Below are 21,385 nucleotides of genomic sequence, written 5' to 3'. Positions count from 1 at the left end.
GACAACGTCCTAGGTCGGGAAGCAGCTGTGGGACAAGGCCAGCAGGTCTCGTTGCGCCGATCATGACCGGCGCAAATGTCTTTTTGATCCAGATGGCTTCCATCGTCAAGGAATGCGCTCTCGGCCATAGCAAACACAGGATCCAGCGGCCGCATCGGTCGTGGTCCTAACCGTCCTTAAAATGAGATGCGGATGCCAGATGGAAGGCCCGAACATTATCTACAGGGTCGCAGTTGCGCCCTCACGGCACAGCAGAGAGGGGTCCTTCCATCTGGTGTCCGCCCGTTCGAGGAACGGGCGGTACTCGGTTCCCGTCTTGATGACGGCGTGCGCGACGCGCGCCATCTTGGCGGTGAGTGCAGTCATTGCCTTGCGGCGGCGATCGGGGTCGTTGGCGTGTCCTTCCATGTATCGGCCCAGCTTATCGCGAAAGCTGTTGTCGCGTTGGCGAGCGGCGACTTGTGCGGCCATCCAGAAAGTGCGGCGCAACCGAGCATTACCATACTTGGAAAGCTTGGTCCGACCGCGGAATGTGCCGGACTGGCAGGTGGCCAGATCGAGCCCGCAGAACTTGAGGAACTGGCGATGGTGGGCAAACCGTCGAAGGTCCCCGGCCTCGGCGAGGATGGTCAGCGCGTTGATCGGGCCGATGCCAGGGATCATACGAAGCAGCTGGTAGTCACGGTTCTCGCTGAGCATGGCATGGGCGGCTCGCTCGATCTCGTCACGTTGGCGGATCAGACTGCGCGCTTGCGCGATGACCATGCGAAACATGGCAATCGCCACAGAATCCTCATCGACCGGCAGTGCGACGGATGCGCAGGCGGTCTCGTAAATATCGTTGATTAATCGAGCCTTGGAGACCTTGCGGCCGACCAGTGACCACGCCTCGCGCGTGAATGCTTCCTGGCCAAGCGCTGTCATGCTCCCGGGCGTCGGAAACCGCTCGAGCAAGGCAAGAAACCAATCAGACCTGCTGTTGCCGGCGAAGCGCTCGATCTCTGGGAAGTAGAGCGGCAGGTAATGGGTCAGGATCCGGTGCCAGGTCTGGGTCTTGGCTTTGGAGATGGCCTCGTGTGTCTTCGACATCTCCTGCAGATCGTTAATCCCGGCGGCAAGCGGATCGACGTAGCGCTGGGTGGCGCCAATCCGCAGCATATGCAGGATCACCTGCGCGTCCTTGGAGTCGTTCTTGTCCCAGCCATTATGTAGAGCCTCTCGGGTCCGGGCCAAGGCTACGGACGAGATCAGGCGCAGCTCGAAACCTGCTGTGAGCAAGCGGTGCGCCAAGGTGCGGTGATAGTTACCGGTCGCCTCGAAGCCGACGACAATCGGTCTGCCAATATCAGCCAGAACGGACGCAAGGCGGTCGTAATCGGTCTTCGTCGCCATCACTGTCATACGCCGTCGCCGCCCGCCCTCCGGGCGTTCGATGAGGACCTCCTGGCGGTGCTTGGACATATCGATGGCTACCAGCACGGCATCGGCGGGTGTAGAACTGAGCTTGGTCATGGTCGGTCTGCCTCCAAAGTGTTGAGTCGACAACTTCACTTTAGAGACCTGATGACCGGTCATGACCGCCTTGATGAAGCCTGCGGGCGCTACGCGCCCTTGTCTCCATCAAGGCGAGCGCTGCCTTCGAGAGCCAGCTTCCCAATGTGCTATGGCACCGAGCTGGCGCCCTCTATCTATGCGATGCAGTATGGTTGTTTTGGCTTCGATGGCATCCGCGGCGACTGGTGGCAGTGACGCGAGAGAATTGTCCGCTTGTCCGTACGTTCGGGCGGCGGTCGAAACGTCGGCCGTTTATCGACCGAGTGCGGCGGCCGGAGCGGCGCGGCTGCGGGCGTTCGATCGCATCCGAACATCAACCGGACCGCTGCGCATTCGGACTGGTTCCGATCGCCGCCGCCGCGAGATCGAAGGCGCCTCATGGTACCATCGCGGCCGGTACCAATTGTGGTATGTGAGCAGGGGAAGACCACGCGTTGGCGGCAGCGAAGCGGGCCCAATTCGCCTGCAGCCATGCCTTCGCTCGCCGTTCGCGGTTGAGATAACGGCCCCGCCAGCCTGCGGCGTCTTCGTTTCGCTGCGCTCGAGGAACAGCATTGCATCGACTCTCGAGCCGTCAGCGCATGCACGAACTCGGCTTGGACAAGCAGGGCGGGATAGCCTCGGTGCCGAGCGATCAACCGATCGGCGCGGCTGACGAAATCCTCGTCACGACATCCGTTCAGGAAGCTCAAGCAGGAAGCCGAGGCAGATCTCACGCTGGGCACGGAAAGCCTGCAGCCCAACATCGCGGTGGATGACGTTGACGCCGATCAGGTGCGACAGGGCCAGCAGCGCCGCCGAATCCGCGTGGGCCTTCCCCATGCCCATGTCGCGATAGATTTCCGAAATGATCGCAAGCCGTTCGCTGTCGACTTCCGAGATCGCATGCCGTGCCAGTTCGGAGGATCGGGCCCATTCGCGCAGCGCGTGTTCGATCGTACCGCCGGGAACGTCATCGCGATCTTCCGATGCCAGTCCGATGAGATACGCGAGACGGTCTCGCGGTGTCTCGATCTTCGTACGCACGAACTGGCCGACCGCCGACGTCAGACTTTGCTGCCAGAACCGCAGCATCTCGCCCAGGAGAGCATTGCGATCCTTGAAGTGCCAGTAGAAGCTTCCCTTCGTCACCCCCAGCGAGCGCGCTAACACCTCTATGCGGACCTGAGCCACGCCCCCTTTGCCAACCACATGCAGCGCAGCGGTGATCCAGTCCTGCTTGGACAAGCGCTCAGATTGATCGGTGTTCGCCTGCACTTGTGCTCTCGCCATGGGCCCCGCCATTACCGTTGATTCCCCGCCCCTTACCGCAAGTACCGGCAACTGTCATCCGCACGAGCCAAATCAGCTGCCTTCGACCGTAAGAACGAGCTTCCCGATGCTGCGCCCCGCCTCGAGTTCGGCCAAACCCTCCTTCAGATCGGCAAAGGGCACCGTGCCGCCGATGTGAGGCCGGATCGAGCCGTCCGACAAGGCACGAGCAAGATCACGCTGGATCGCTGTGATGCCTAGGGGATCGGCATCGAATTTCCAAAACACCCCGTGTGCGGAGGCCGCCTTCACAAGCAGGCGATTGGCTTGGATTGCAGGGATCGCACCGCTGGCGAACCCGACAATCAGCAGCCTGCCGCGCCAGGCAAGCGCGCGCACGCTTTGAAGCGTGGTCTCGCCGCCAACCGGATCCAGCACCATGTCGACCCCGCCAGGCACGATGTCGCGCAGTCGATCGACCCAGTCGACACTGCGATTGTCAATGGTTGCGTTGGCACCGTTGGCGGTCGCCACGGCGACCTTGTCTCCAGACGTACCGCCAATGACGCGCGCGCCGGCGTTGCGGGCGAGTTGCGTGGCCGCGATGCCCGTGCCGCCAGCAGCCGCGTGGATCAACACTGTCTCCCCGGCACGCAGGCCGCCAGTCTCGAACAAGGCAATCGCTGCCGTTGTATAGGATACGGGAACGGCGGCGGCATACGCCAGCTCGGTTCCCGGCGATATGCGTATCAACCGTGCGGTGTCGACAGCACAATACTGCGCAAAGGCACCCGAGGCGACTTGCGCCATGACCAGATCGCCGACCGCAAGGTCCGCGGCGCCTCCTGTATCCACCACCTCGCCTGCGATCTCCGCACCCAGGATGAAGGGGGGATCGTTCCTGACCTGATATTCGCCGCGTACGCTAATCATGTCCGCAAAGTTCAGTCCGGCGTGCCGCACCCGGACTAGCGCGCAGCGCGGTGAAGCGACGGGCACAGGCACGTCGCGCATGTTCAGCCAGTCCAGCGATCCAAAGTCTTCGACGACCCAAGCTTTCATTATGTTGCCTTTCCGTATTGCACGGGGCCATACGCGTTGGTATGTTTCATGGCAAGGCAAGCGAGGCTGTTAAGAGACGCCGTTCACAAGAGAGACCAACGATCCATGACAACCACTTCGACGCGTCGGCCCTGGACCCGGTTCTACAATCCGCGCGCGGCGGCCTTGAGGGAACCCCTTCCGACAGCGCTTTCTGGGCTGCTCGATAGCGCGGCGGCCAAGTTCGGGGAGCGCATCTGTTGTTCGTTCGGTGAGGAAAGCTTCAGCTACGCGGAGGTCGCAGACTTCGTCGAAGATCTCGCCGCCGGCTTTGCCGGACTTGGGATCGGCGCCGGTGACCGGGTCGGCTTTCTCGCCCCTGCGCACCCGTCGTTTACCGTCTTCACGTTCGCACTGTGGCACGTGGGTGCGATCGGGGTCGGTCTTAATCCGCTATACTCGGTCGCCCGCCTGGCCGATCAGTCCAACGACGCCGGGCTGTCGGCCATCTTCACACTCGACGACGAAGCACTGCTCGCCAAGGCCACGCGGATTCGCGCCGCTGCCGAGACTGCTGTTCCGCTGATCGTGACGAGCGCGCGCAGCGGCGATCCCCATGCTCCCGCAGATGTCGGGAACACCGACGGGGCGATCGCCACCGCCCGCCTCATGACCGGAGCCGGCCGAGTCCCCCGTGCCCGCTTCGCTCCGCTGACACAGCCTGCGGTGCTGCAATATACCGGGGGCACGACGGGCGCGCCGAAGGCGGCGGTGCTGACCCATGCCAACCTGTCGGTCAACGTTGTACAGATGCATAGCTGGTTTCCCGAGTTGCGGCCCGGCGAGGAATCGGTGCTGGCGGCGGCGCCCGTCACCCATGTCTCGGGAGTCGGTCCGATTCAGAATTTCATGGTCAATCTGGCGGGTGAGATGGCGTGGATGCCACGATTCGATCCGCAGGCGGCGCTCGATATCATCAAGGCCCGGCAAATCACGTTAATGCTTGCGCCGCCAACGATGTTCACCGCGCTTCTTCATGCCGCGGAAGCGCGCGGTGGATTCGACTGGTCGTCGCTGCGCAATGCGCAGTGCGGTGCAGCGCCGGTGTCTGCTGAACTCAAGAAGCGCTTCCGGGACGCGACCGGCCTCACGATCACAACTCTCTACGGAATGACCGAGACGTCCCCTGCGGCAGTATATACATCACCGGCCGACCAACATGAAGGGACGACCGGAATCCCGCTTCCCTTCACCGAAGTGGAAGTTCGCTCCACACGCGACCCGTCGATGCAGGTCGCCCCCGGCGAACCGGGCGAGATCTGCATTCGTGGGCCGCAGGTCATGCCACATTACTGGCAACGACCCGAGGCCACGGCCCAAGCCTTCGTCGATGGCTTCTTTCGCAGCGGCGACATCGGCACGATGGATGCGGACGGCGCCATCACGGTCTTCGACCGGCTGAAAGATATGATCATCGCGAGCGGCTACAACGTCTATCCCGCCGACGTGGAGAGCGCGGTCCTGAAGCATCCGGCGGTCCGCGAGGTGGCGGTGATCGGCGTGCCTTGTCCCTATCGGGGAGAGACGGTGAAGGCGATCGTCAGTCTGCGAGACGGCGACGCGGAGTTGACGCTCGACGATCTGCGGATCTTCCTGGGCGACCTTTTGTCGCCGATCGAAGTCCCCAAGCTGCTGGAGATCGTCGACGAGATTCCGCGAAACGAGAATCTGAAAATCTCACGCCTCGCTCTGCGCGAGCGCGAAGCAGAACGAAGCTAGGCAGGCACGATCACGAGCAGCACCCCCTCGACGCGGCGGGTGGGATAGGTCGCGACGGGCTCGGTCACCGGAAATGCAAGCGGGGCTCCGCTGCGGATGTCGAACCGGCCCGAGTGAACCGGGCATTCAACCTCGAACCCTTCCAGCCAGCCCTCCGCCAGCGATGCCTGACCATGGCTGCACGTGTCGGCGATGGCGTGAAAATCGCCATCGACGCGAAACAGCGCGATCGGCCCGCAGGCAGGCGAGCATAGGCGGCGTACGTCGCCGTCGGCCATGCTCTCCGCTTCCGGAACGGGAATAAGCAGTTCATTCATGACAGGTCTTTCTATCAGGCCGCGCGGGTCTTGAGCATGTCGAGCGCGACATCGACGATCATGTCTTCCTGGCCGCCGACCATCTTGCGACAGCCCAATTCCACCAAGATATCGCGCGTATCGAGGCCGACGTTTCGCGCCAGCGCGTCGGCGCCGATCATGTGGCTCATCATCAGGAAACCCGATACGTCCATCCCCAGATCGCGCGCCATCCTGATGTGCTGGCGGGAAACGTCGGCCTCGGTACAATGCGTCGCCACCCGCACCGAGCGGACGCCCTGATCATAGGCGCGGCGCAGTTCCTCCACGGTCGCGATGCCCGGAAGAATCAGGGTGGTCAGGACCGCATTTTCGATGACATCGGTCACCGCCTCGATCCACTCCCAGCCGGCCTGCGCGCCAAATCCGTAATTCAGCGACGCGCCCGACAGACCGTCGCCGTGCGCAATCTCGATCGCATCGACGCCCGCATCGTCAAGCGCACGACCGATCGCGCGGACATGATCGATCGTGTACATGTGGCTGACGGCGTGCATTCCATCGCGCAGAGTGACGTCCTGGGTGTAGAGCGGCTGGGCAGGGTCGCTCGTCACGCCGCCAACGCCAGCAACTTGCGCACGGCGATCGCGCTGCCGGTCGCCTGGGCCGAGGCGGTCATGATGTCGAGATTGCCCGAATAGCTGGGCAGGTAATCGCCTGCGCCTTCGACCTCCAGATAAATCGACGTTTTCAAACCTACAAAATCCTCCTGCCCCGGAATCGCGAGCGGAAGGTTGGAGCCGTACCGCTCGAACTGCACCTCCTGCTTCAGGCGATAGCCGGGAACGTAGCGCTGCACCGCCTCCACCATGCTCGCAACCGAGGTGCGCACGGCATCCTCGTCGGCTATCGCGGAGAGCGTAAAGACGGTATCGCGCATGATCATCGGCGGTTCCGCAGAATTGAGGATGATAATCGCTTTGCCTCGCTCTGCTCCGCCGACCACCTCGACCCCGCGTGCGGTCGTGCGGGTGAATTCGTCGATGTTTGCGCGTGTGCCGGGCCCCGCCGAGCGCGACGATACCGACGCGACGATCTCTGCATAGTGGACCGGAGCGACGCGATTGACCGCTGCTACCATCGGGATCGTCGCCTGGCCTTCGCACGTCACCATTTTGACATTGGGCGCATCCTGATACTCGTCAATACTGACCGGGGGCACGGTGAAGGGCCCGATCGTGGCCGGGGTCAAATCGATGACCTGCTTGCCGTCGCGGCGCAGCACCTCGTCATGATGACGATGCGCGGTGGCGGAGGTGGCGTCGAAGACGATCCCAACCTCGGGATAGACGTCCATCGCCCGCAAGCCGTCGATCCCGTCGTGCGTGGTTTCGACGCCGCGCTCGCGCGCCATCGCCAACCCTTCGGACCGGACGTCGATGCCGACCAACGCCACCAGCTCCAAGGAGCCGGGGCGTTTGAGCAGCTTGATAATCGGATCGATGCCAATGTTGCCCGAGCCAATAATCGCGGCCTTAATCCTGCTCATTCGGTTGCTCCATCTCGCTGCGCTTCGGCGGCAAGCGCAGCGAGCGTCTTGCGGCAGATCTTGTTCGCAGGGGTCTTGGGGATCGTACCGATCAACGACACCGAGCGCGGTCGCTTGTAGGTGACGAGGCGGGCGGCGCAGTAGTCGACCAATTCGGCGGCTTCGACCGTCGTCCCCTCTCGCAGCCGGGCGAAGGCTGCGGGAACCTCGCCTTTGCGCGCATCCGGGGTTCCCACGACCGCCGCCTCGGCAACGGCGGGATGCTGCGCCAGAACTTCCTCGATCTCGCGCGGGTAAACGTTGAACCCCCCGACGATCAGCATGTCCTTGGTTCGGTCGACCAGCCTCAGATAGCCATCGGAGTCGAAGAGCCCGACATCGCCCGTGTATAGCCAGCCGTCCGCCCGGCCAGCGCCGAGCCCGCGATAGGCATTGACGACGCGCGATCCGCGAATACGGATTTCGCCCAGCTCGCCGATGGGAACCACGCATTCCGGGTCGTTCAGCGCTACGATCGACACCTCCAGCCCAGGCAGCGGCCTGCCGACGGTGCCCAGCCTGTGGCTCCCGTCCGTCGGATTGGCGCAGATCGGTCCGGCTTCGGTCATCCCGAACGCTTCCACGATCGGAACCCCGACCTTGGCACTCCACGCAGTCAGCGTTTCCATCAGGAACGGCGATCCGCCGCCAGGACAGATGCGCAGCGAGGACAGGTTGGTCCGGTCGATGCCCGCCGCGGCCAGCAGGCCGACATAGATGGCGGCAGGACCACCACTGAACACCGTTGCCCGGTGACGCTCGATCGCGGCGAGTACCAGATCGGGCTGGTAGCGGGGGAGGATCACCACCGGGCTGCGACCGTATACGGGATCGAGGCACCCCATCAGCAAGCCCCAGACGTGGAACACCGGCGCAACGTTCAGCCACACTTCGCGGTCGATCCGTGTCGGCCAGGCCTGGTGCATGCCGTGCACCGTCTCCATCAGCGTGCAGTGTGGCCGGTCGACACCTTTGGGCACGCCAGTGGTGCCGCCGGTAAACAACAGCGTCGCTAAATCGTCGCCGGCGATCGACGCGACAGGGCGTTCCGCGGCTTCCGCCACCAGAGCATCGATCGCCAGTTCGCCCGCCCCCACCACGAGCACGTGCGCGATGCCGTGCGCGGCTGCCAGGGCCAGTGCCGCCTCCGCGCCATCGGTCGCGGAAATGATCATTCTGGGGCGCGCGATCTCCAGGAGCGGCGCCAATTCCTGCGCGGCATATCCGGGATTGAGCAGTGCGACCTGCGCACGTGCCGCCAGCACGGCATAGATCGCGACGTTGGCCTCGATCGAATTGGGCACCAGCATCGCCACCCGCTCGCCCGCGACGCCGATCGCGTTGAGCCGATTCGCCAAGGCAGCGACGGCGGCACCATAACCGCGGTAGCTGATCGTGCGGTCTCCATCGATCAAGGCGATGCGCTCGCCCGCTGTATCGACGGCATCCCAGAACATGTCGATGACAGTCAGGAACGGCGCACGGGAGTACGCCGTGCCATCATCGTCCGCCACCGACGGCGCCACATCGGGCTTCTTCATGCTGCTCACAGGAACGCGTTCATGTTTTTTGCCTGCAAGACTGTCTGCTGCAAGCGTATCAGTCGGCGCGCGAGCTTCAACGCACCCGTTTCATCGCGGCGCACGAGATCCTGACGACGCGCGGTCAGGGTCTGTTCTTCGGCCTCGTTGCGGTGACGTAAGTTGAGAACAAGCGAATGGACCACCCATTCGTCCGGTATCTCGGTTGCCTCTACCTCGATGTTGCTAACCATGTGGAAATGCCGTGTCGGGGGGTCTTCGGCCCACGCCGTCGTCTGCTTGGCGCGTTCGACGCGCTTGGTCAGGTAATCCAGATCATCGTCGAAATACGCCATTCGCGTACGGCTGATGAGGTCCGCCTTGTCGGCCCGGTAGCGAGCCTGGATCCCCGGCATCCAATAATGTACGTCAGGCGCCATCGTCGCCAGCCACTCGTCATACCGCTCTTCGTCGAGCAGCCGCGCCTCGCGATAGAGGAACTGCTCGATCTCGAACACAAGATCACGGTCGACCCCGGCCGCGAGCGCAGCCCCGCTTTTGCCAGCGTCACTCATCGTACCGGCACATCCGCCCAGTTGGGCGCCGTCATGAGGTCGGTCCAGCGCTGATAGAAGGCACGGTGATTGGCTTCGTTCACCTGGTTGCGATGGACATTGCCCTTCAGTTCGGGATGCTCGACCTCCGACCCGAGACCCAGTCCCGTATGAAGCTTACGCCGCCGGGTCACCACGCCCGCATTCGATGCAGTGCAATGTTCGAAGTTTTCGCCGTCGTCCATTTCGAAGATGCCCGCCGGAGAGAAGGTCAGCATCACGCCGCGCCGGTATTTCTCCTTGAGGCTGTCGGGTGCGTTGCGGTTGAGGAACACCCATGTGTGCAGCTCGGTTTCCGCCGGTCCCTTGGGATTCCAAGTGCGGAACGTGTTGTGCCCGGCGAGAAACGAAAGATTGGGGAAGACCGTCGCCGAGCTGAGCGAACCGACCATGCGACTACGCATCTTGCCCAGGCGCTCGGCGAACCGGACTTCGTTCTCGCGCAGATACTCGACGATCTCCGGCTCGCACAGGGTCGCAGCGTTACTGATGAAATCCAGCCCGAAGTCCCAGCCATGACCGTTGGCGTTGACCTGGAACGAACGGTCGGCCTTCATCGTCGGAATGTTACCGAACAGCGCCTGCAATGCGGAACTGTGTGTCCAGGTGGCGTGGTAGGCATCACCCACGAAATCCTCCGCCGGAAACTTCCAGTTGCACTTCAGGCGCGACTTGATGTTGCCGTCGACGAACTCGATTCCACCCTCATCGTTGTCGAGCAGAACGTCGAGATACCAGCGGAACTCACCGAGATAGTCCGCCAGCGACGGCGCTTCGGGGTCGAAGCAGGCAAAGTGCATGCCGCCATGGCTTTCGACCCGCGCCTTGTGAAGGCCGAGCTTGCTGCGGTCGAAGGTCGGGTTGTCTTTGTACAGTTCCTCCGCGGTCACCCCGGAGAGCGATCCGTCGAGCGCATAGGACCAGCCGTGGAAGTTGCAGGTGAAGCGTCTCGCGCTGCCCGCTTCAGCGAAGCAGACGCGGTTGCCGCGATGGCTGCACGAATTGATAAAGGCGTGAACCTGCCGATCGCGGGCCCGCGCGACGATGACCGCGTCTTCGCCGACATAGGTGGTCAGAAAATCGCCGACCTCGGGAATCTGGCTGTCATGCGCGACGAAAATCCAGCAGCGCGCGAAGGTGCGTTCCATCTCCAGTGCGTAAACCTGCGGGTCCCAGAAGATCCGCCGATCGATCCAGCCTTGCTCGCTATCGACCATCGCGCGGACTGCGGCTTCGTCCAGCGGCCCCGGGCCGGGGGCGGGGGCGGGCGCCTCATCGCGGGGCAGATCGGCCGGTGCGGCTGGCCCCTTGGCAAAAGGCGCGCTCATGCTGCCGGCCTCATCTGAGCAAAACCGAGGCCGGTCACAGCCCCTTGCCATGCATCATAGGCTATTACTTCGCCCGACCCTCCGGGCATTGCCCCATTACGCCCAGGAAATGTCGTATCTCCATCGCGCCGTTGCCCCCTTCACGCAGAATTTCTTCGTCCGTCAGCCCGAGCAGCGCGTCGGCATCTCCAGCGACGATCGCATCGAGCACCATACGGTCGAAGACCGGGTTGGTGCGGCCCATCTCGCCGGTGCCGACCCAGTGGCTGATGCCGCCGCTGCCCAGGATGACGACGCGCTCGTCTCTGTCCATCGCCTCAACCGCCGACTTCACCATCGCACCAAATTCATACGCCCGGCGCAGCCGCAGATACGGCGCGACCCCGCTCGCCATATAGACCGCGACCGCCGTTACCGATCCGTCCTCCGGCAGGCAGAGATGGGCCGGCGCGCCGATTGCGTGGTCGACGCCCAGCGACCGGGCCACCGCCAGATCGAAACCGGTCTCCTGGGCATGGGCGAAGATACGCTCGGCGAGCACCGGGTTATGGGGAATTGGCCGGTTGGGCAGCCCCGGCAGCTGGTCGACCGGCCCGTTCAGTTCGCCAAGGCAGATCAGGATTTGCGGCAGGCACTTGGGCGTAAATAGAATATAGTGATCTGCCCCGATGATGACCGCCGAGGTCGCGTCGAGCTCGACGATACGGCGACGAATTTCCGCATAGGCATCCATCAGGTGGCCGTTGTCCAGCTTTCTCGGATTGATGAAGACCGTTGGATCGTGCGGCATCATGAAGCCGCCGACTATCGTGCCCATCATTATTCTCCCGTTCCGAGCGTCGATGCGAGGGTCGGCATCTTTTTCAAATATTCGCCCATCGATGCGGGCCCGTGCAGACCCATGTGGAACCCCATCAGCAACATCGGATTCAGGCCGCGCCGAAACAGCTCGGCAACATCTTCGCCGCGAACCAGGGCCCGCTCTTCGTCGTCCAGCGCATAGCGAGCGAGGAAGGCGTCCGGCTCGGCGACATAGGCTTTGCGCACCTTCCCGGAATTGCCGAGGTCGAAGATGCATTGCTCTACCGCGCTCAGGCTCATCGCGAGCCCCCCGTCGCGTCGAGGAACATCTCGAGCTGCGCCACGAACTCGTCCTCGCGTTCGAGCTGAACCCAATGGCCGCACTGCCCGAACACATGCAGTTGCGAATTGGTGAGATGGCGATGAGCGCGCACCGCGACCTCGAGCGGGATGATACGGTCTTCTCGGCCGTGCATGATCAGCGTCGGTACCGTGATCGCGTCTAGTTGTTCCAGCGGAACGCCGCGCACCGTCGCCACCTTGCCCTCGGCTGGTTTGGGCTGGAGCTGCCGGATCGTCTCCAGGCCCGCACTGCGTTGGGCGACGGCAAAACGTGCAGCAACCATCTCGTCGGTAACGATTGCCGGCGTCCGGTCTCACCTGCTGATGGCGCGCGAGGCACGGCCCTACTTGAAGGAGACTCATGGCAGCATCGTCATGACCTGCTCGACCGCCAGTTTCCGCGGCGGCGGCGGCGGCGCCCTCTATACCGCCAGCAAGTTCGCAGTGCGCGGTCTGGTCTATCAACTCGCGCACGAATGGGCGCCAGATATCCGCGTCAACGCGGTCGCACCGGGCGGCACCGTGACCGGCCTGTCAGGAATCGACTCGCTCGGCAGCGCAGACCGGAGACTGGCAGATGACGAACGCCTGGTCGCCGCGGTCGGGACGGCCACTCCCTTGGGTTTCGCAGCCGAGCCGGAGGATCATGCAGGTGCCTACGTCTTGCTCGCCTCGCCCGGCAATTCACGTGGGATGACCGGCACCATCATCGTCAGCGACGGTGGGCTGCTCGCCAGAATTTGACAGGAGGAAGAATGACCGAGGAAGCCGTTCAGCGTGCCGCACTGGAACTGCGCCAAGCCTTTTTGACCGGCGCGATCGCCCCTATCGCCGATCGACTGGTTCCGAATGACGCTGCGTTGGGCTATCGGATTCAGGAAATCAACACCGCGCCCTGGATCGCCGGAGGCCGCAAACTGGCCGGTCGCAAGATCGGCCTGACCTCGACCGCAGTGCAGACGCAGTTGGGGGTCGATGAGCCCGACTTCGGGATGCTATTCACCGATATGCAGATAGCCCCTGGCGGTTCGTTCGCCGCCAAATCCGTATCGCAGCCGCGAGCGGAAGGTGAACTCGCCTTCTGCATCGCGCGAGATCTGAGCGCCCCCTTCTTAGATGAAGCCGCCGTCGTCGGGGCGATCGAATGGATGGCACCTGCGATCGAAGTCGTCGGTAGCCGGGTGCGCGACTAGCGGATCAAGATCGTGGACACGGTCGCCGACAATGCATCATCGGCGTTATACGCGATCGGCGACGACCGACGCCCCTACGACCGCGCAGCCGTCGACGGTCTTACGATGGAGCTGTTCGAAGACGGCGACCTCGTGTCGCATGGCCCGGCGACCGCGTGTCTGGGAAGTCCAGTGACGGCACTTACATGGCTGGCGCGCAAGATGGTCGAAGTCGGACGTCCGCTAGCCGCGGGTGACATCGTCCTGTCGGGTGCCTTCGGACCGCTCGTGCCGATCGCCCCGGGGCGCTGCTACCGCCTCGCGATGGCAGGATTCGCCGACCTGACCATCGAATGCAGCGACTGATCCGCCAGGCGCGGCCATCCCTGAACAGCAGGATGCCTGACCGGTTCGAAAAGCGGCGGCGCCGTCGCACAGGAGGGGCGGGGCAGGTCTAGCCGCGCCGAGCGCGATCACGGGCAGTCATTCGGCCGCTTCCAATTCATTGCGCGGCGCGAGCATCGCCTCGAGCTGGCGGTCGCGCTCTGCAAGTGCGCCAGGGACCGACCGATCCTTGACGTAGCCATAGCCGCGAATCTTGTCGGGATATCGGGCCAGCGCCACCGCGGCCTCGTACCCGGCGTGGTCGATATTCTCGACGATGCTGTCGAGCACCGCCTCGTAATCAGACACAAGCTGTCGTTCCATCCGCCGTTCTGCGGTCCGCCCGAACGGGTCAAAGATGGTTCCGCGCAATCGCTTTGCGCGGGCCAGCAGACCGAAGGCCGACAGCATCCACCGGCCGAACTCGCGCTTGCGCGGCAGCCCCGTCACCGGATCCTTGCGCGCGAAAAGTGGCGGCGCAAGGTGGACGGAAAGGCGATAGTCGCCTGTGAACTGTGCATCCAGCTTGGCGCGAAATTCACCCGAGGTGTAAAGCCGGGCGACTTCATATTCGTCCTTGTAAGCCATCAATTTGAACAAATTCCGCGCGGCGGCATCGCTGAGGTCGGTTCGGTCTGGCGCGACCCTCGCCTCCACCGCCGCGATCGCCGAGAGCTTGCGGCGGAAACGTTCGCCATAGGCCGCGTCTTGATAGTCGGCGAGGAACGCCACACGCCTTTCGATCACATCGCCGATGTCGGTCGATAGCCGGAGCGAGCCCTCTGCAGCGGCCGCGACCTCATTTCCTAGTTGCGTCTCGACCGTAGACGGATCGATCGCAGCCAGTCGGCCGAGCGCGAGGGCACGCAGGTTGAAGTCGACTGCCACGCCGTTCAACGTGATTGCCCGTTCCACTGCAGATAGTGACACCGGAAGCAGCCCTCGCTGGATCGCAACGCCCACCACGAACATGTTGGCACCAATGGCATCTCCCATCAGCCGCGTCGCGACGCGGGTCGCATCAATGAATGCGGAACCCGGGGCCAGCACCTCGCGCAATCGGCGTAGCGTCTGCTCGCCCGCAAAGTCGATTCCGGTATCGATCGTAAACGCCGCCGTGGGTGTTAAATTCTCGTTGATGACACCGCGCGTTCGCCCGGGTTGGACCAGCGCCATTGCCTCGGCACCGCCCGCGGTGATCATGTCGCAGCCAAGTAGCAGCTCCGCACCGGCTACCGGTATGCGGGCCGCAGCGATGGCATCATCGCTGGACGCGATCCGCAGATGGCTGAACACGGCGCCGTTCTTCTGCGAAAGGCCGGTAACATCGATGATGCTGGCAGACTTGCCGTCGAGATGCGCCGCCATTCCCAGCACCGCGCCGATGGTGACGACGCCTGTGCCGCCGATGCCGGCGATCAAGATCGCCAGCGAACCCTCGACCGGCGGCGGCGGAGCGGGAAGCACCGGCATCGCTGCCATCGGCGCGGCGGTCCGCCCCTTTAGCGTCCCGCCGCTGACGGTTACGAAGGACGGGCAGAACCCGTTGACGCAGCTGAAATCCTTGTTGCAATTTGACTGATCGATCTGGCGCTTGCGACCGAATTCGGTTTCCAGAGGCTGCACACTGACGCAGTTTGATTTGACCGAACAGTCGCCGCACCCTTCGCACACCAGATCGTTGATAAAGATACGCTTCGCCGGGTCGGGAAACGTCCCCTTCTTGCGGCGGCGGCGCTTCTCGGCGGCGCAGACCTGATCATAGATCAGCACGGTCACACCGTCGATCGCGGCCAGTTCGCGTTGAACCGAGTCCAGTTCCTCGCGGGGATGGATAGCGACGCCGTCCGGGAACCGCACGCTGGGTGGGTATTTTTCGGGATCGTCGGCGACGACGACCACTTTGTGCACGCCCTCCTGCACAAGCTCCGACGCGATCTGCCATGGCGTCAGCTGGCCTTCGACCGGTTGTCCGCCCGTCATCGCCACTGCGTCGTTGAAGAGCAGCTTATAAGTGATGGCGATCCCGGCCGACACCGCCGCACGGATCGCCAGTGAGCCGGAATGATGATAGGTGCCGTCGCCCAAATTCTGGAAAGTGTGCGCAGTGTCGGTGAACGGCGCGACGCCGATCCAATTCGCACCCTCACCCCCCATCTGCACCGGCCATACATGCTTCCGGTGCGGCATCATCGCGGCCATCACATGGCAGCCGATGCCCGATAACGCGACCGAGCCGTCGGGGACGACGGTGGAGGTATTGTGGGGACAGCCCGAACAGAAGAAGGGCATGCGGTTGAACGGCGTCAGCGCGGCGCTGCGGGCCTCGAGCCGCGCCTCGATCTCCGCGTGGCGCGCTCGCAGCGGCGCATCGACCAGGCCAAGTGCCTCGATCTCCCGGAACAGGGCCGCACCGATTTCGGTCGGGCCGAGTTCGCCATTTTGCGGGAGCAGCGGGCGCCCCGCAGCATCGGCCTTTCCGGTCAGCACCGGGCGTTCTGGAGCGTCCAGGTGATAGAGCAGCGAGGCTAACTGCGGCTCGATGAACGCGCGCTTCTCCTCCACCACGAGCACTTGTCGATGTCCGCGAGCGAAATCATAGGCCACTTCCGGCTCGACCGGCCAAGTCATCGCCAGCTTGAGAACCCGGATGCCGAGCGCGCGGCAGCGTGCACTGTCGAGGCCGAGCTGGTTCAACGCTTCGATTACGTCGAGCGCGGCCTTGCCTGCCGTGACAATTCCCAGCGTCCGGCGATCGCCATCTCGCAGCACGGTGTCGAGCCGGTTGGCGCGGATGAACGCCTGCGCCGCGGGAAGGCGGAAATCGGTCGTCCGCCGCTCCATTGACAATTGCGTTTCGCCCTCGAGGATATTCAATCCTTCGGGAGGCATCTCGATTTCGGGCAGGGTCCAGCGATGAAGCGGATCGCCCAGCGACGCGGTCGCGGTCGCGTCCGCCGTATCATTGATGCATTTGAACCCGGCCCACAGCCCCGAAAAGCGCGACAGCGCAATCCCGAACGACCCGAATTTCAGGAATTCCTCGACAGAAGCGGGATACAGCACGGGTATCAGAGATGCGACGAGCGCCTGTTCCGATTGATGCGCCGTCGTCGACGATTTGGCTGAATGATCGTCGCCGGCCAGTACCAGCACCCCGCCGAGGGCCGCAGTCCCTGCCAAGTTGCCGTGCTTCAGGGCATCGCCCGCGCGATCAACCCCGGGGCCCTTGCCATACCAGGCGGCGAAGACGCCCTCATGCCTCGCACCGGGAAAGAAGCCCAACTGCTGCGAACCATAGACTGCGGTCGCGGCCAGCTCTTCGTTGACGCCAGGCTGGAAGACGATGCCTTCATCCTTCAGCGCGTCGCGAGCCGACCACAGCGCTGTATCCAGTGATCCGAGGGGCGAGCCCCGATAGCCCGAGACGAAGCCCCCGGTGTTCAGCCCCTGCGCCGCATCAGATCTGCTCTGGGACAGGAGGACACGGGTCAGAGCCTGGGTGCCCGAAAGGAATACCCGTCCGCGATCGAGCGTGTATTTGTCGCTCAATTCAACCTTACGCGGCATGCAATACCCCTTCCGTTACCTGATCCTCCGTTACCATGCGGAAGCGTATGGTGCAAGGCTGGAAGAGCCACTTTTCGAGAGCAGCCAGCAACAAACTCTTCCGCGGGTCGGCATGCGAGTAGCGGCAATCGGAAGGCTAGCTTAGGCTACTCCAGTGCAGGGATTTGATGGGCCCTGCCAGCTGTTCGACCGCTTGCAAATCGGACATCAGTTCCAACTGGCATGGCCTCGCTCGTCTTCGACGATCACAAGCCGAGGAGTTCGTTAGGTAGGATAGGCATGTATATGCTTAGGAGCCGCCGGAGATCCACGTCGCGAAGGACCTCGGATTGTCGGACCAGGGGCTCGCCAAGCTTTACAGGCGCGAGAAGACTAATTCCGCGACCACCGCCCCGTTTACCGCTGACCGAACGCCGGTCTGAGCACCGTGGCGCCGTCACGCAAATGATCGAGGTGTGAGGTGGTGCCGGAAATCTGGACAGGATGCTAAGCTAATCCCGACCTGAAGGAATGGTACGGGAATGAAGAAGACGAGGAAGCGCTATAGCGCGGAGTTCAAGGCGAAGGTGGCGCTGGAGGCGATCCGGGGTGACCTGACGCTGGCGGAGCTGGCCGCGAAGCACGGCATTCACCATACGATGATCGCGGCGTGGAAGCGGCAGGCGGTCGAAGGGATGGCAAGCACGTTCTCGGGGGCAAGTGATGCGGCCCGGGCGGCCAGCGAGGCCGAAGTTGAGAAGCTTCACGCGAAGATCGGTCAGTTGGTCGTGGAGCGCGATTTTTTAGCCAGAGCCTCCGGTCGATGAGCGTGGCACGGAGGCGGGCGATGATCGAACCTGCTCACCGACGCCTGTCTATCGCGGCGCAATGCCGGCTGCTCTCGATCAGCCGGTCGTCCTACTACTATGCACCGGTGCCGGAGAGTGAGGAGACGCTGGCGCTGATGCGGGTGATCGACGCGGCGTTCCTCGACATGCCGTGGTATGGCAGTCGACAGATGGTCCGGCACCTGCGCCGAGGCGGCTATGATGTTGGCCGACGACGTGTGCGGCGGCTGATGGGCAAGATGGGCCTGTCGCCGATCTACCAGCGACCGCGCACGAGTGATCCGCATCCGCAGCATCGGATTTATCCGTATCTGCTGCGCAAGCTGGAGATAGTGCGACCGAAACATGTGTGGTGTGCGGATGTGACCTACATCCCGATGCGCCGGGGGTTCCTGTACCTGGTCGCGGTGATGGACTGGGCGACCCGCAAGGTCTTGGCCTGGCGCCTGTCGAACACGATGGATGCGGGCTTCTGCGTGGCGGCTTTGGAGGAAGCGCTGGCGCGCTTCGGTCGTCCCGAGATCTTCAATACGGATCAGGGTAGTCAGTTCACTTCGCTGGCCTTCACCAGCGTGCTGCGGGATGCCGAGGTGCGGATCAGCATGGACGGCCGAGGCCGCTGGATGGACAACGTGTTCATCGAGCGGCTGTGGCGATCTCTCAAATATGAATGCGTTTATCTCCACGCCTTCGAGACCGGTTCGGAGCTGCGCACTGGCCTTGCTCGTTGGATCACCTACTACAACACGCAGCGACCGCACTCGGGTCTAGCGGGGGCAAACCCCGGCAGAGGCCTATGGACGGATCGACGCTTCAGATCATGGGGGGCATGCCCCCCATGATCTGATGACCAGACTGGCGGCATAATCACATCCCGGATTAGCTTAACTTCGCCGCCAACCTGTCCAAGAAGGCGGGACCACCTCACTCCACATCGAACTCTGCCCATTCCGCCTTTCGCAATTCACCGGGCCTGACAAACAAGTGCGCCGAGAGTCGAAGTGCAAACAGCGTGATCGCATGGCCGGTATAGCCTTCGATCGCGCGCATGAGCTCACCTGCTTCCTTCTCGGTGGTAATAGCGGACAGATGCTTGACCTTCGGGACGGTCAGCGCACCGCGAAGATCTCCGGACGGATCGCGCTCTGCTCGCGCCGTCGCGATGGCGTAGCGAAACACCCGGCTTAGCACGCTGCGCATCCGGCGCGCGCTTTCGTAGCGCCCGGTCGCTTCGACCGCGCGCAGCGTCGAAAGGACCTGACCTGACCCCCAGCTTTCCCCCAGCTGGGATTAGAGCCGGGCGGTTGTTTTGCGCATGAGCGCGGTTGAAGCAATGGGCTGCGCAGCGGAGCCCGTAGGGCGTAGCGAAGCAGGCCATTGCTTATCCAGTTCGGCGGCGAACGCCGCCGGTGTCGCGTATCCGAGCGATGAGTGCGGTCGCTCCCGGTTGTAATCATCCACCCAGGCGGCGATCTCGACACGGGCATGAGCAAGGCTGAGGAACAGCGTCTCGTTCAGCAGCTCATCGCGCATGCGACCATTGAAGCTCTCGCAAAAGCCGTGCTGCATCGGCTTGCCTGACGCGATGTAATGCCACTCCACGCCCATCTCCCCGCACCATGCCAGCACCGCATTGCAGGTCAGCTCGGTGCCATAGCACATTGGGAAGCTGGCTCTCGAAGGCAGCGCTCGCCTTGATGGAGACAAGGGCGCGTAGCGCCCGCAGGCTTCATCAAGGCGGTCATGACCGGTCATCAGGTCTCTAAAGTGAAGTTGTCGACTCAACACTTTGGAGGCAGACCGACCATGACCAAGCTCAGTTCTACACCCGCCGATGCCGTGCTGGTAGCCATCGATATGTCCAAGCACCGCCAGGAGGTCCTCATCGAACGCCCGGAGGGCGGGCGGCGACGGCGTATGACAGTGATGGCGACGAAGACCGATTACGACCGCCTTGCGTCCGTTCTGGCTGATATTGGCAGACCGATTGTCGTCGGCTTCGAGGCGACCGGTAACTATCACCGCACCTTGGCGCACCGCTTGCTCACAGCAGGTTTCGAGCTGCGCCTGATCTCGTCCGTAGCCTTGGCCCGGACCCGAGAGGCTCTACATAATGGCTGGGACAAGAACGACTCCAAGGACGCGCAGGTGATCCTGCATATGCTGCGGATTGGCGCCACCCAGCGCTACGTCGATCCGCTTGCCGCCGGGATTAACGATCTGCAGGAGATGTCGAAGACACACGAGGCCATCTCCAAAGCCAAGACCCAGACCTGGCACCGGATCCTGACCCATTACCTGCCGCTCTACTTCCCAGAGATCGAGCGCTTCGCCGGCAACAGCAGGTCTGATTGGTTTCTTGCCTTGCTCGAGCGGTTTCCGACGCCCGGGAGCATGACAGCGCTTGGCCAGGAAGCATTCACGCGCGAGGCGTGGTCACTGGTCGGCCGCAAGGTCTCCAAGGCTCGATTAATCAACGATATTTACGAGACCGCCTGCGCATCCGTCGCACTGCCGGTCGATGAGGATTCTGTGGCGATTGCCATGTTTCGCATGGTCATCGCGCAAGCGCGCAGTCTGATCCGCCAACGTGACGAGATCGAGCGAGCCGCCCATGCCATGCTCAGCGAGAACCGTGACTACCAGCTGCTTCGTATGATCCCTGGCATCGGCCCGATCAACGCGCTGACCATCCTCGCCGAGGCCGGGGACCTTCGACGGTTTGCCCACCATCGCCAGTTCCTCAAGTTCTGCGGGCTCGATCTGGCCACCTGCCAGTCCGGCACATTCCGCGGTCGGACCAAGCTTTCCAAGTATGGTAATGCTCGGTTGCGCCGCACTTTCTGGATGGCCGCACAAGTCGCCGCTCGCCAACGCGACAACAGCTTTCGCGATAAGCTGGGCCGATACATGGAAGGACACGCCAACGACCCCGATCGCCGCCGCAAGGCAATGACTGCACTCACCGCCAAGATGGCGCGCGTCGCGCACGCCGTCATCAAGACGGGAACCGAGTACCGCCCGTTCCTCGAACGGGCGGACACCAGATGGAAGGACCCCTCTCTGCTGTGCCGTGAGGGCGCAACTGCGACCCTGTAGATAATGTTCGGGCCTTCCATCTGGCATCCGCATCTCATTTTAAGGACGGTTAGGACCACGACCGATGCGGCCGCTGGATCCTGTGTTTGCTATGGCCGAGAGCGCATTCCTTGACGATGGAAGCCATCTGGATCAAAAAGACATTTGCGCCGGTCATGATCGGCGCAACGAGACCTGCTGGCCTTGTCCCACAGCTGCTTCCCGACCTAGGACGTTGTC

18 protein-coding genes and 4 pseudogenes are annotated in these 21,385 nt (G+C 63.1%); 7 read left to right on the top strand and 15 right to left on the bottom strand.

What is annotated here, in order from left to right:
- Nucleotides 1–215: 215 nt before the first annotated feature.
- Nucleotides 216–1,512, bottom strand: a pseudogene (locus tag GRI72_RS14225) (IS110 family RNA-guided transposase).
- A gap of 51 nt (nt 1,513–1,563) precedes the next feature.
- Between GRI72_RS14225 and GRI72_RS14220 the strand changes: the two are divergent.
- Nucleotides 1,564–1,749, top strand: a complete 186-nt coding sequence (locus GRI72_RS14220; RefSeq protein WP_160734572.1) for a hypothetical protein — start codon at nt 1,564–1,566, stop codon at nt 1,747–1,749.
- 471 nt (nt 1,750–2,220) lie between these two features.
- Here the strand turns inward: GRI72_RS14220 and GRI72_RS14215 are convergent, their stop codons facing one another.
- Together GRI72_RS14215 and GRI72_RS14210 are read right to left on the bottom strand one after the other, a co-directional pair.
- Nucleotides 2,221–2,826 carry a TetR/AcrR family transcriptional regulator gene (locus GRI72_RS14215; RefSeq protein ID WP_160734571.1) on the bottom strand — a complete coding sequence of 202 codons (606 nt, stop codon included), beginning with the start codon at nt 2,824–2,826 and terminating at the stop codon, nt 2,221–2,223.
- 72 nt (nt 2,827–2,898) lie between these two features.
- Entirely contained in the window at nt 2,899–3,867 is a 969-nt protein-coding gene (locus tag GRI72_RS14210; RefSeq protein WP_160734570.1) for an NADPH:quinone oxidoreductase family protein, read from the bottom strand.
- Nucleotides 3,868–3,972: 105 nt separating this feature from the next.
- On the opposite strand from GRI72_RS14210, the gene GRI72_RS14205 reads away from it, so the two are divergent.
- On the top strand, nt 3,973–5,625 hold the full coding sequence (locus GRI72_RS14205; RefSeq protein WP_160734569.1) for an AMP-binding protein: 1,653 nt from the start codon (nt 3,973–3,975) through the stop codon (nt 5,623–5,625).
- On the opposite strand, the gene GRI72_RS14200 is transcribed toward GRI72_RS14205, so the two are convergent.
- The 9 genes from GRI72_RS14200 to GRI72_RS14160 all read right to left on the bottom strand — a co-directional run bounded on the left by GRI72_RS14200 (nt 5,622) and on the right by GRI72_RS14160 (nt 12,398).
- Nucleotides 5,622–5,942, bottom strand: a complete 321-nt coding sequence (locus tag GRI72_RS14200; protein ID WP_202389138.1) for a non-heme iron oxygenase ferredoxin subunit — start codon at nt 5,940–5,942, stop codon at nt 5,622–5,624. The two genes, GRI72_RS14205 and GRI72_RS14200, sit on opposite strands and share 4 nt — an antisense overlap.
- Before the next feature lie 14 nt (nt 5,943–5,956).
- A complete protein-coding gene (locus GRI72_RS14195; protein WP_160734568.1) occupies nt 5,957–6,535 on the bottom strand; it encodes a hypothetical protein in 579 nt (192 codons plus the stop codon).
- Complete coding sequence (locus GRI72_RS14190; protein ID WP_160734567.1) at nt 6,532–7,470, bottom strand: acetaldehyde dehydrogenase (acetylating); 939 nt, start codon at nt 7,468–7,470, stop codon at nt 6,532–6,534. Before GRI72_RS14190 ends, GRI72_RS14195 begins: the two co-directional genes overlap by 4 nt.
- Nucleotides 7,467–9,050, bottom strand: a complete 1,584-nt coding sequence (locus GRI72_RS14185) for a class I adenylate-forming enzyme family protein (protein WP_160734566.1) — start codon at nt 9,048–9,050, stop codon at nt 7,467–7,469. Before GRI72_RS14185 ends, GRI72_RS14190 begins: the two co-directional genes overlap by 4 nt.
- A 5-nt stretch (nt 9,051–9,055) precedes the next feature.
- Nucleotides 9,056–9,604 (bottom strand): 3-phenylpropionate/cinnamic acid dioxygenase subunit beta, encoded by a 549-nt coding sequence (locus GRI72_RS14180; protein ID WP_160734565.1) that lies wholly within the window; start codon nt 9,602–9,604, stop codon nt 9,056–9,058.
- Nucleotides 9,601–10,971: an aromatic ring-hydroxylating oxygenase subunit alpha gene (locus GRI72_RS14175; protein WP_237487218.1), complete on the bottom strand. Its 1,371-nt coding sequence runs from the start codon at nt 10,969–10,971 to the stop codon at nt 9,601–9,603. Before GRI72_RS14175 ends, GRI72_RS14180 begins: the two co-directional genes overlap by 4 nt.
- 64 nt (nt 10,972–11,035) lie before the next feature.
- Nucleotides 11,036–11,788, bottom strand: coding sequence for a DODA-type extradiol aromatic ring-opening family dioxygenase (locus tag GRI72_RS14170; RefSeq protein WP_160734564.1), 753 nt, complete (start codon nt 11,786–11,788; stop codon nt 11,036–11,038).
- A 2-nt stretch (nt 11,789–11,790) separates the two neighbouring features.
- Nucleotides 11,791–12,072: a hypothetical protein gene (locus GRI72_RS14165; RefSeq protein ID WP_160734563.1), complete on the bottom strand. Its 282-nt coding sequence runs from the start codon at nt 12,070–12,072 to the stop codon at nt 11,791–11,793.
- The gene (locus tag GRI72_RS14160) at nt 12,069–12,398 is read right to left on the bottom strand and encodes an alpha/beta fold hydrolase (protein WP_160734562.1); all 330 of its coding nucleotides are present in this window, start codon (nt 12,396–12,398) and stop codon (nt 12,069–12,071) included. The genes GRI72_RS14165 and GRI72_RS14160 overlap by 4 nt, the downstream gene beginning before the upstream one ends.
- 40 nt (nt 12,399–12,438) lie before the next feature.
- Between GRI72_RS14160 and GRI72_RS14155 the strand changes: the two genes are divergently transcribed.
- Genes GRI72_RS14155 through GRI72_RS14145 form a run of 3 tightly spaced genes read left to right on the top strand, consistent with a single transcriptional unit; the run spans nt 12,439 to nt 13,652 of the window.
- Nucleotides 12,439–12,858 (top strand): SDR family oxidoreductase, encoded by a 420-nt coding sequence (locus tag GRI72_RS14155; RefSeq protein WP_160734561.1) that lies wholly within the window; start codon nt 12,439–12,441, stop codon nt 12,856–12,858.
- Nucleotides 12,859–12,869: 11 nt separating this feature from the next.
- Nucleotides 12,870–13,307 carry a 2-keto-4-pentenoate hydratase gene (locus tag GRI72_RS14150; protein WP_160734560.1) on the top strand — a complete coding sequence of 146 codons (438 nt, stop codon included), beginning with the start codon at nt 12,870–12,872 and terminating at the stop codon, nt 13,305–13,307.
- Nucleotides 13,308–13,319: 12 nt separating this feature from the next.
- On the top strand, nt 13,320–13,652 hold the full coding sequence (locus GRI72_RS14145) for a hypothetical protein (protein ID WP_160734559.1): 333 nt from the start codon (nt 13,320–13,322) through the stop codon (nt 13,650–13,652).
- A 117-nt stretch (nt 13,653–13,769) separates the two neighbouring features.
- Here GRI72_RS14145 and GRI72_RS14140 read toward each other — a convergent pair whose 3' ends face one another.
- On the bottom strand, nt 13,770–17,222 hold the full coding sequence (locus GRI72_RS14140) for an indolepyruvate ferredoxin oxidoreductase family protein (protein ID WP_237487217.1): 3,453 nt from the start codon (nt 17,220–17,222) through the stop codon (nt 13,770–13,772).
- A gap of 539 nt (nt 17,223–17,761) precedes the next feature.
- Here GRI72_RS14140 and GRI72_RS14135 point away from each other — a divergent pair.
- Nucleotides 17,762–18,909 (top strand): IS3 family transposase gene (locus GRI72_RS14135; protein WP_419880249.1). Its coding sequence is split into 2 segments (ribosomal slippage): nt 17,762–18,017 and nt 18,017–18,909, totalling 1,149 coding nucleotides; the frame shifts between segments, so codons are not numbered across the junction.
- Between the two features lie 85 nt (nt 18,910–18,994).
- Here GRI72_RS14135 and GRI72_RS14130 read toward each other — a convergent pair.
- Nucleotides 18,995–19,327: pseudogene (locus tag GRI72_RS14130) on the bottom strand (tyrosine-type recombinase/integrase); the annotation flags it as partial.
- A 30-nt stretch (nt 19,328–19,357) separates the two neighbouring features.
- Nucleotides 19,358–19,720: pseudogene (locus GRI72_RS14125) on the bottom strand (integrase core domain-containing protein); the annotation flags it as partial.
- A 153-nt stretch (nt 19,721–19,873) separates the two neighbouring features.
- Here GRI72_RS14125 and GRI72_RS14120 point away from each other — a divergent pair.
- Nucleotides 19,874–21,170, top strand: a pseudogene (locus tag GRI72_RS14120) (IS110 family RNA-guided transposase).
- Nucleotides 21,171–21,385: the final 215 nt, after the last annotated feature.

It is taken from the genome of Pelagerythrobacter marinus (genome assembly GCF_009827515.1).
Classification (GTDB): Bacteria; Pseudomonadota; Alphaproteobacteria; order Sphingomonadales; family Sphingomonadaceae; genus Pelagerythrobacter; species Pelagerythrobacter marinus.
The sequence above is the reverse complement of the archived record's forward strand: the minus strand, read 5'-3'. Positions and strand labels throughout refer to the sequence as shown.

Excerpts from the sequence above, each read along its gene's own strand:
- GRI72_RS14175 (WP_237487218.1), bottom strand. The coding sequence starts at position 10,971 with ATGAGCGCGCCTTTTGCCAAGGGGCCAGCCGCACCGGCCGATCTGCCC.
- GRI72_RS14220 (WP_160734572.1), top strand. The coding sequence starts at position 1,564 with ATGACCGGTCATGACCGCCTTGATGAAGCCTGCGGGCGCTACGCGCCC.
- GRI72_RS14200 (WP_202389138.1), bottom strand. The coding sequence starts at position 5,942 with ATGAATGAACTGCTTATTCCCGTTCCGGAAGCGGAGAGCATGGCCGAC.
- GRI72_RS14150 (WP_160734560.1), top strand. The coding sequence starts at position 12,870 with ATGACCGAGGAAGCCGTTCAGCGTGCCGCACTGGAACTGCGCCAAGCC.
- GRI72_RS14205 (WP_160734569.1), top strand. The coding sequence starts at position 3,973 with ATGACAACCACTTCGACGCGTCGGCCCTGGACCCGGTTCTACAATCCG.
- GRI72_RS14180 (WP_160734565.1), bottom strand. The coding sequence starts at position 9,604 with ATGAGTGACGCTGGCAAAAGCGGGGCTGCGCTCGCGGCCGGGGTCGAC.
- GRI72_RS14185 (WP_160734566.1), bottom strand. The coding sequence starts at position 9,050 with ATGAAGAAGCCCGATGTGGCGCCGTCGGTGGCGGACGATGATGGCACG.
- GRI72_RS14210 (WP_160734570.1), bottom strand. The coding sequence starts at position 3,867 with ATGAAAGCTTGGGTCGTCGAAGACTTTGGATCGCTGGACTGGCTGAAC.
- GRI72_RS14165 (WP_160734563.1), bottom strand. The coding sequence starts at position 12,072 with ATGAGCCTGAGCGCGGTAGAGCAATGCATCTTCGACCTCGGCAATTCC.
- GRI72_RS14215 (WP_160734571.1), bottom strand. The coding sequence starts at position 2,826 with ATGGCGAGAGCACAAGTGCAGGCGAACACCGATCAATCTGAGCGCTTG.
- GRI72_RS14160 (WP_160734562.1), bottom strand. The coding sequence starts at position 12,398 with ATGGTTGCTGCACGTTTTGCCGTCGCCCAACGCAGTGCGGGCCTGGAG.
- GRI72_RS14190 (WP_160734567.1), bottom strand. The coding sequence starts at position 7,470 with ATGAGCAGGATTAAGGCCGCGATTATTGGCTCGGGCAACATTGGCATC.
- GRI72_RS14155 (WP_160734561.1), top strand. The coding sequence starts at position 12,439 with ATGGCGCGCGAGGCACGGCCCTACTTGAAGGAGACTCATGGCAGCATC.
- GRI72_RS14170 (WP_160734564.1), bottom strand. The coding sequence starts at position 11,788 with ATGGGCACGATAGTCGGCGGCTTCATGATGCCGCACGATCCAACGGTC.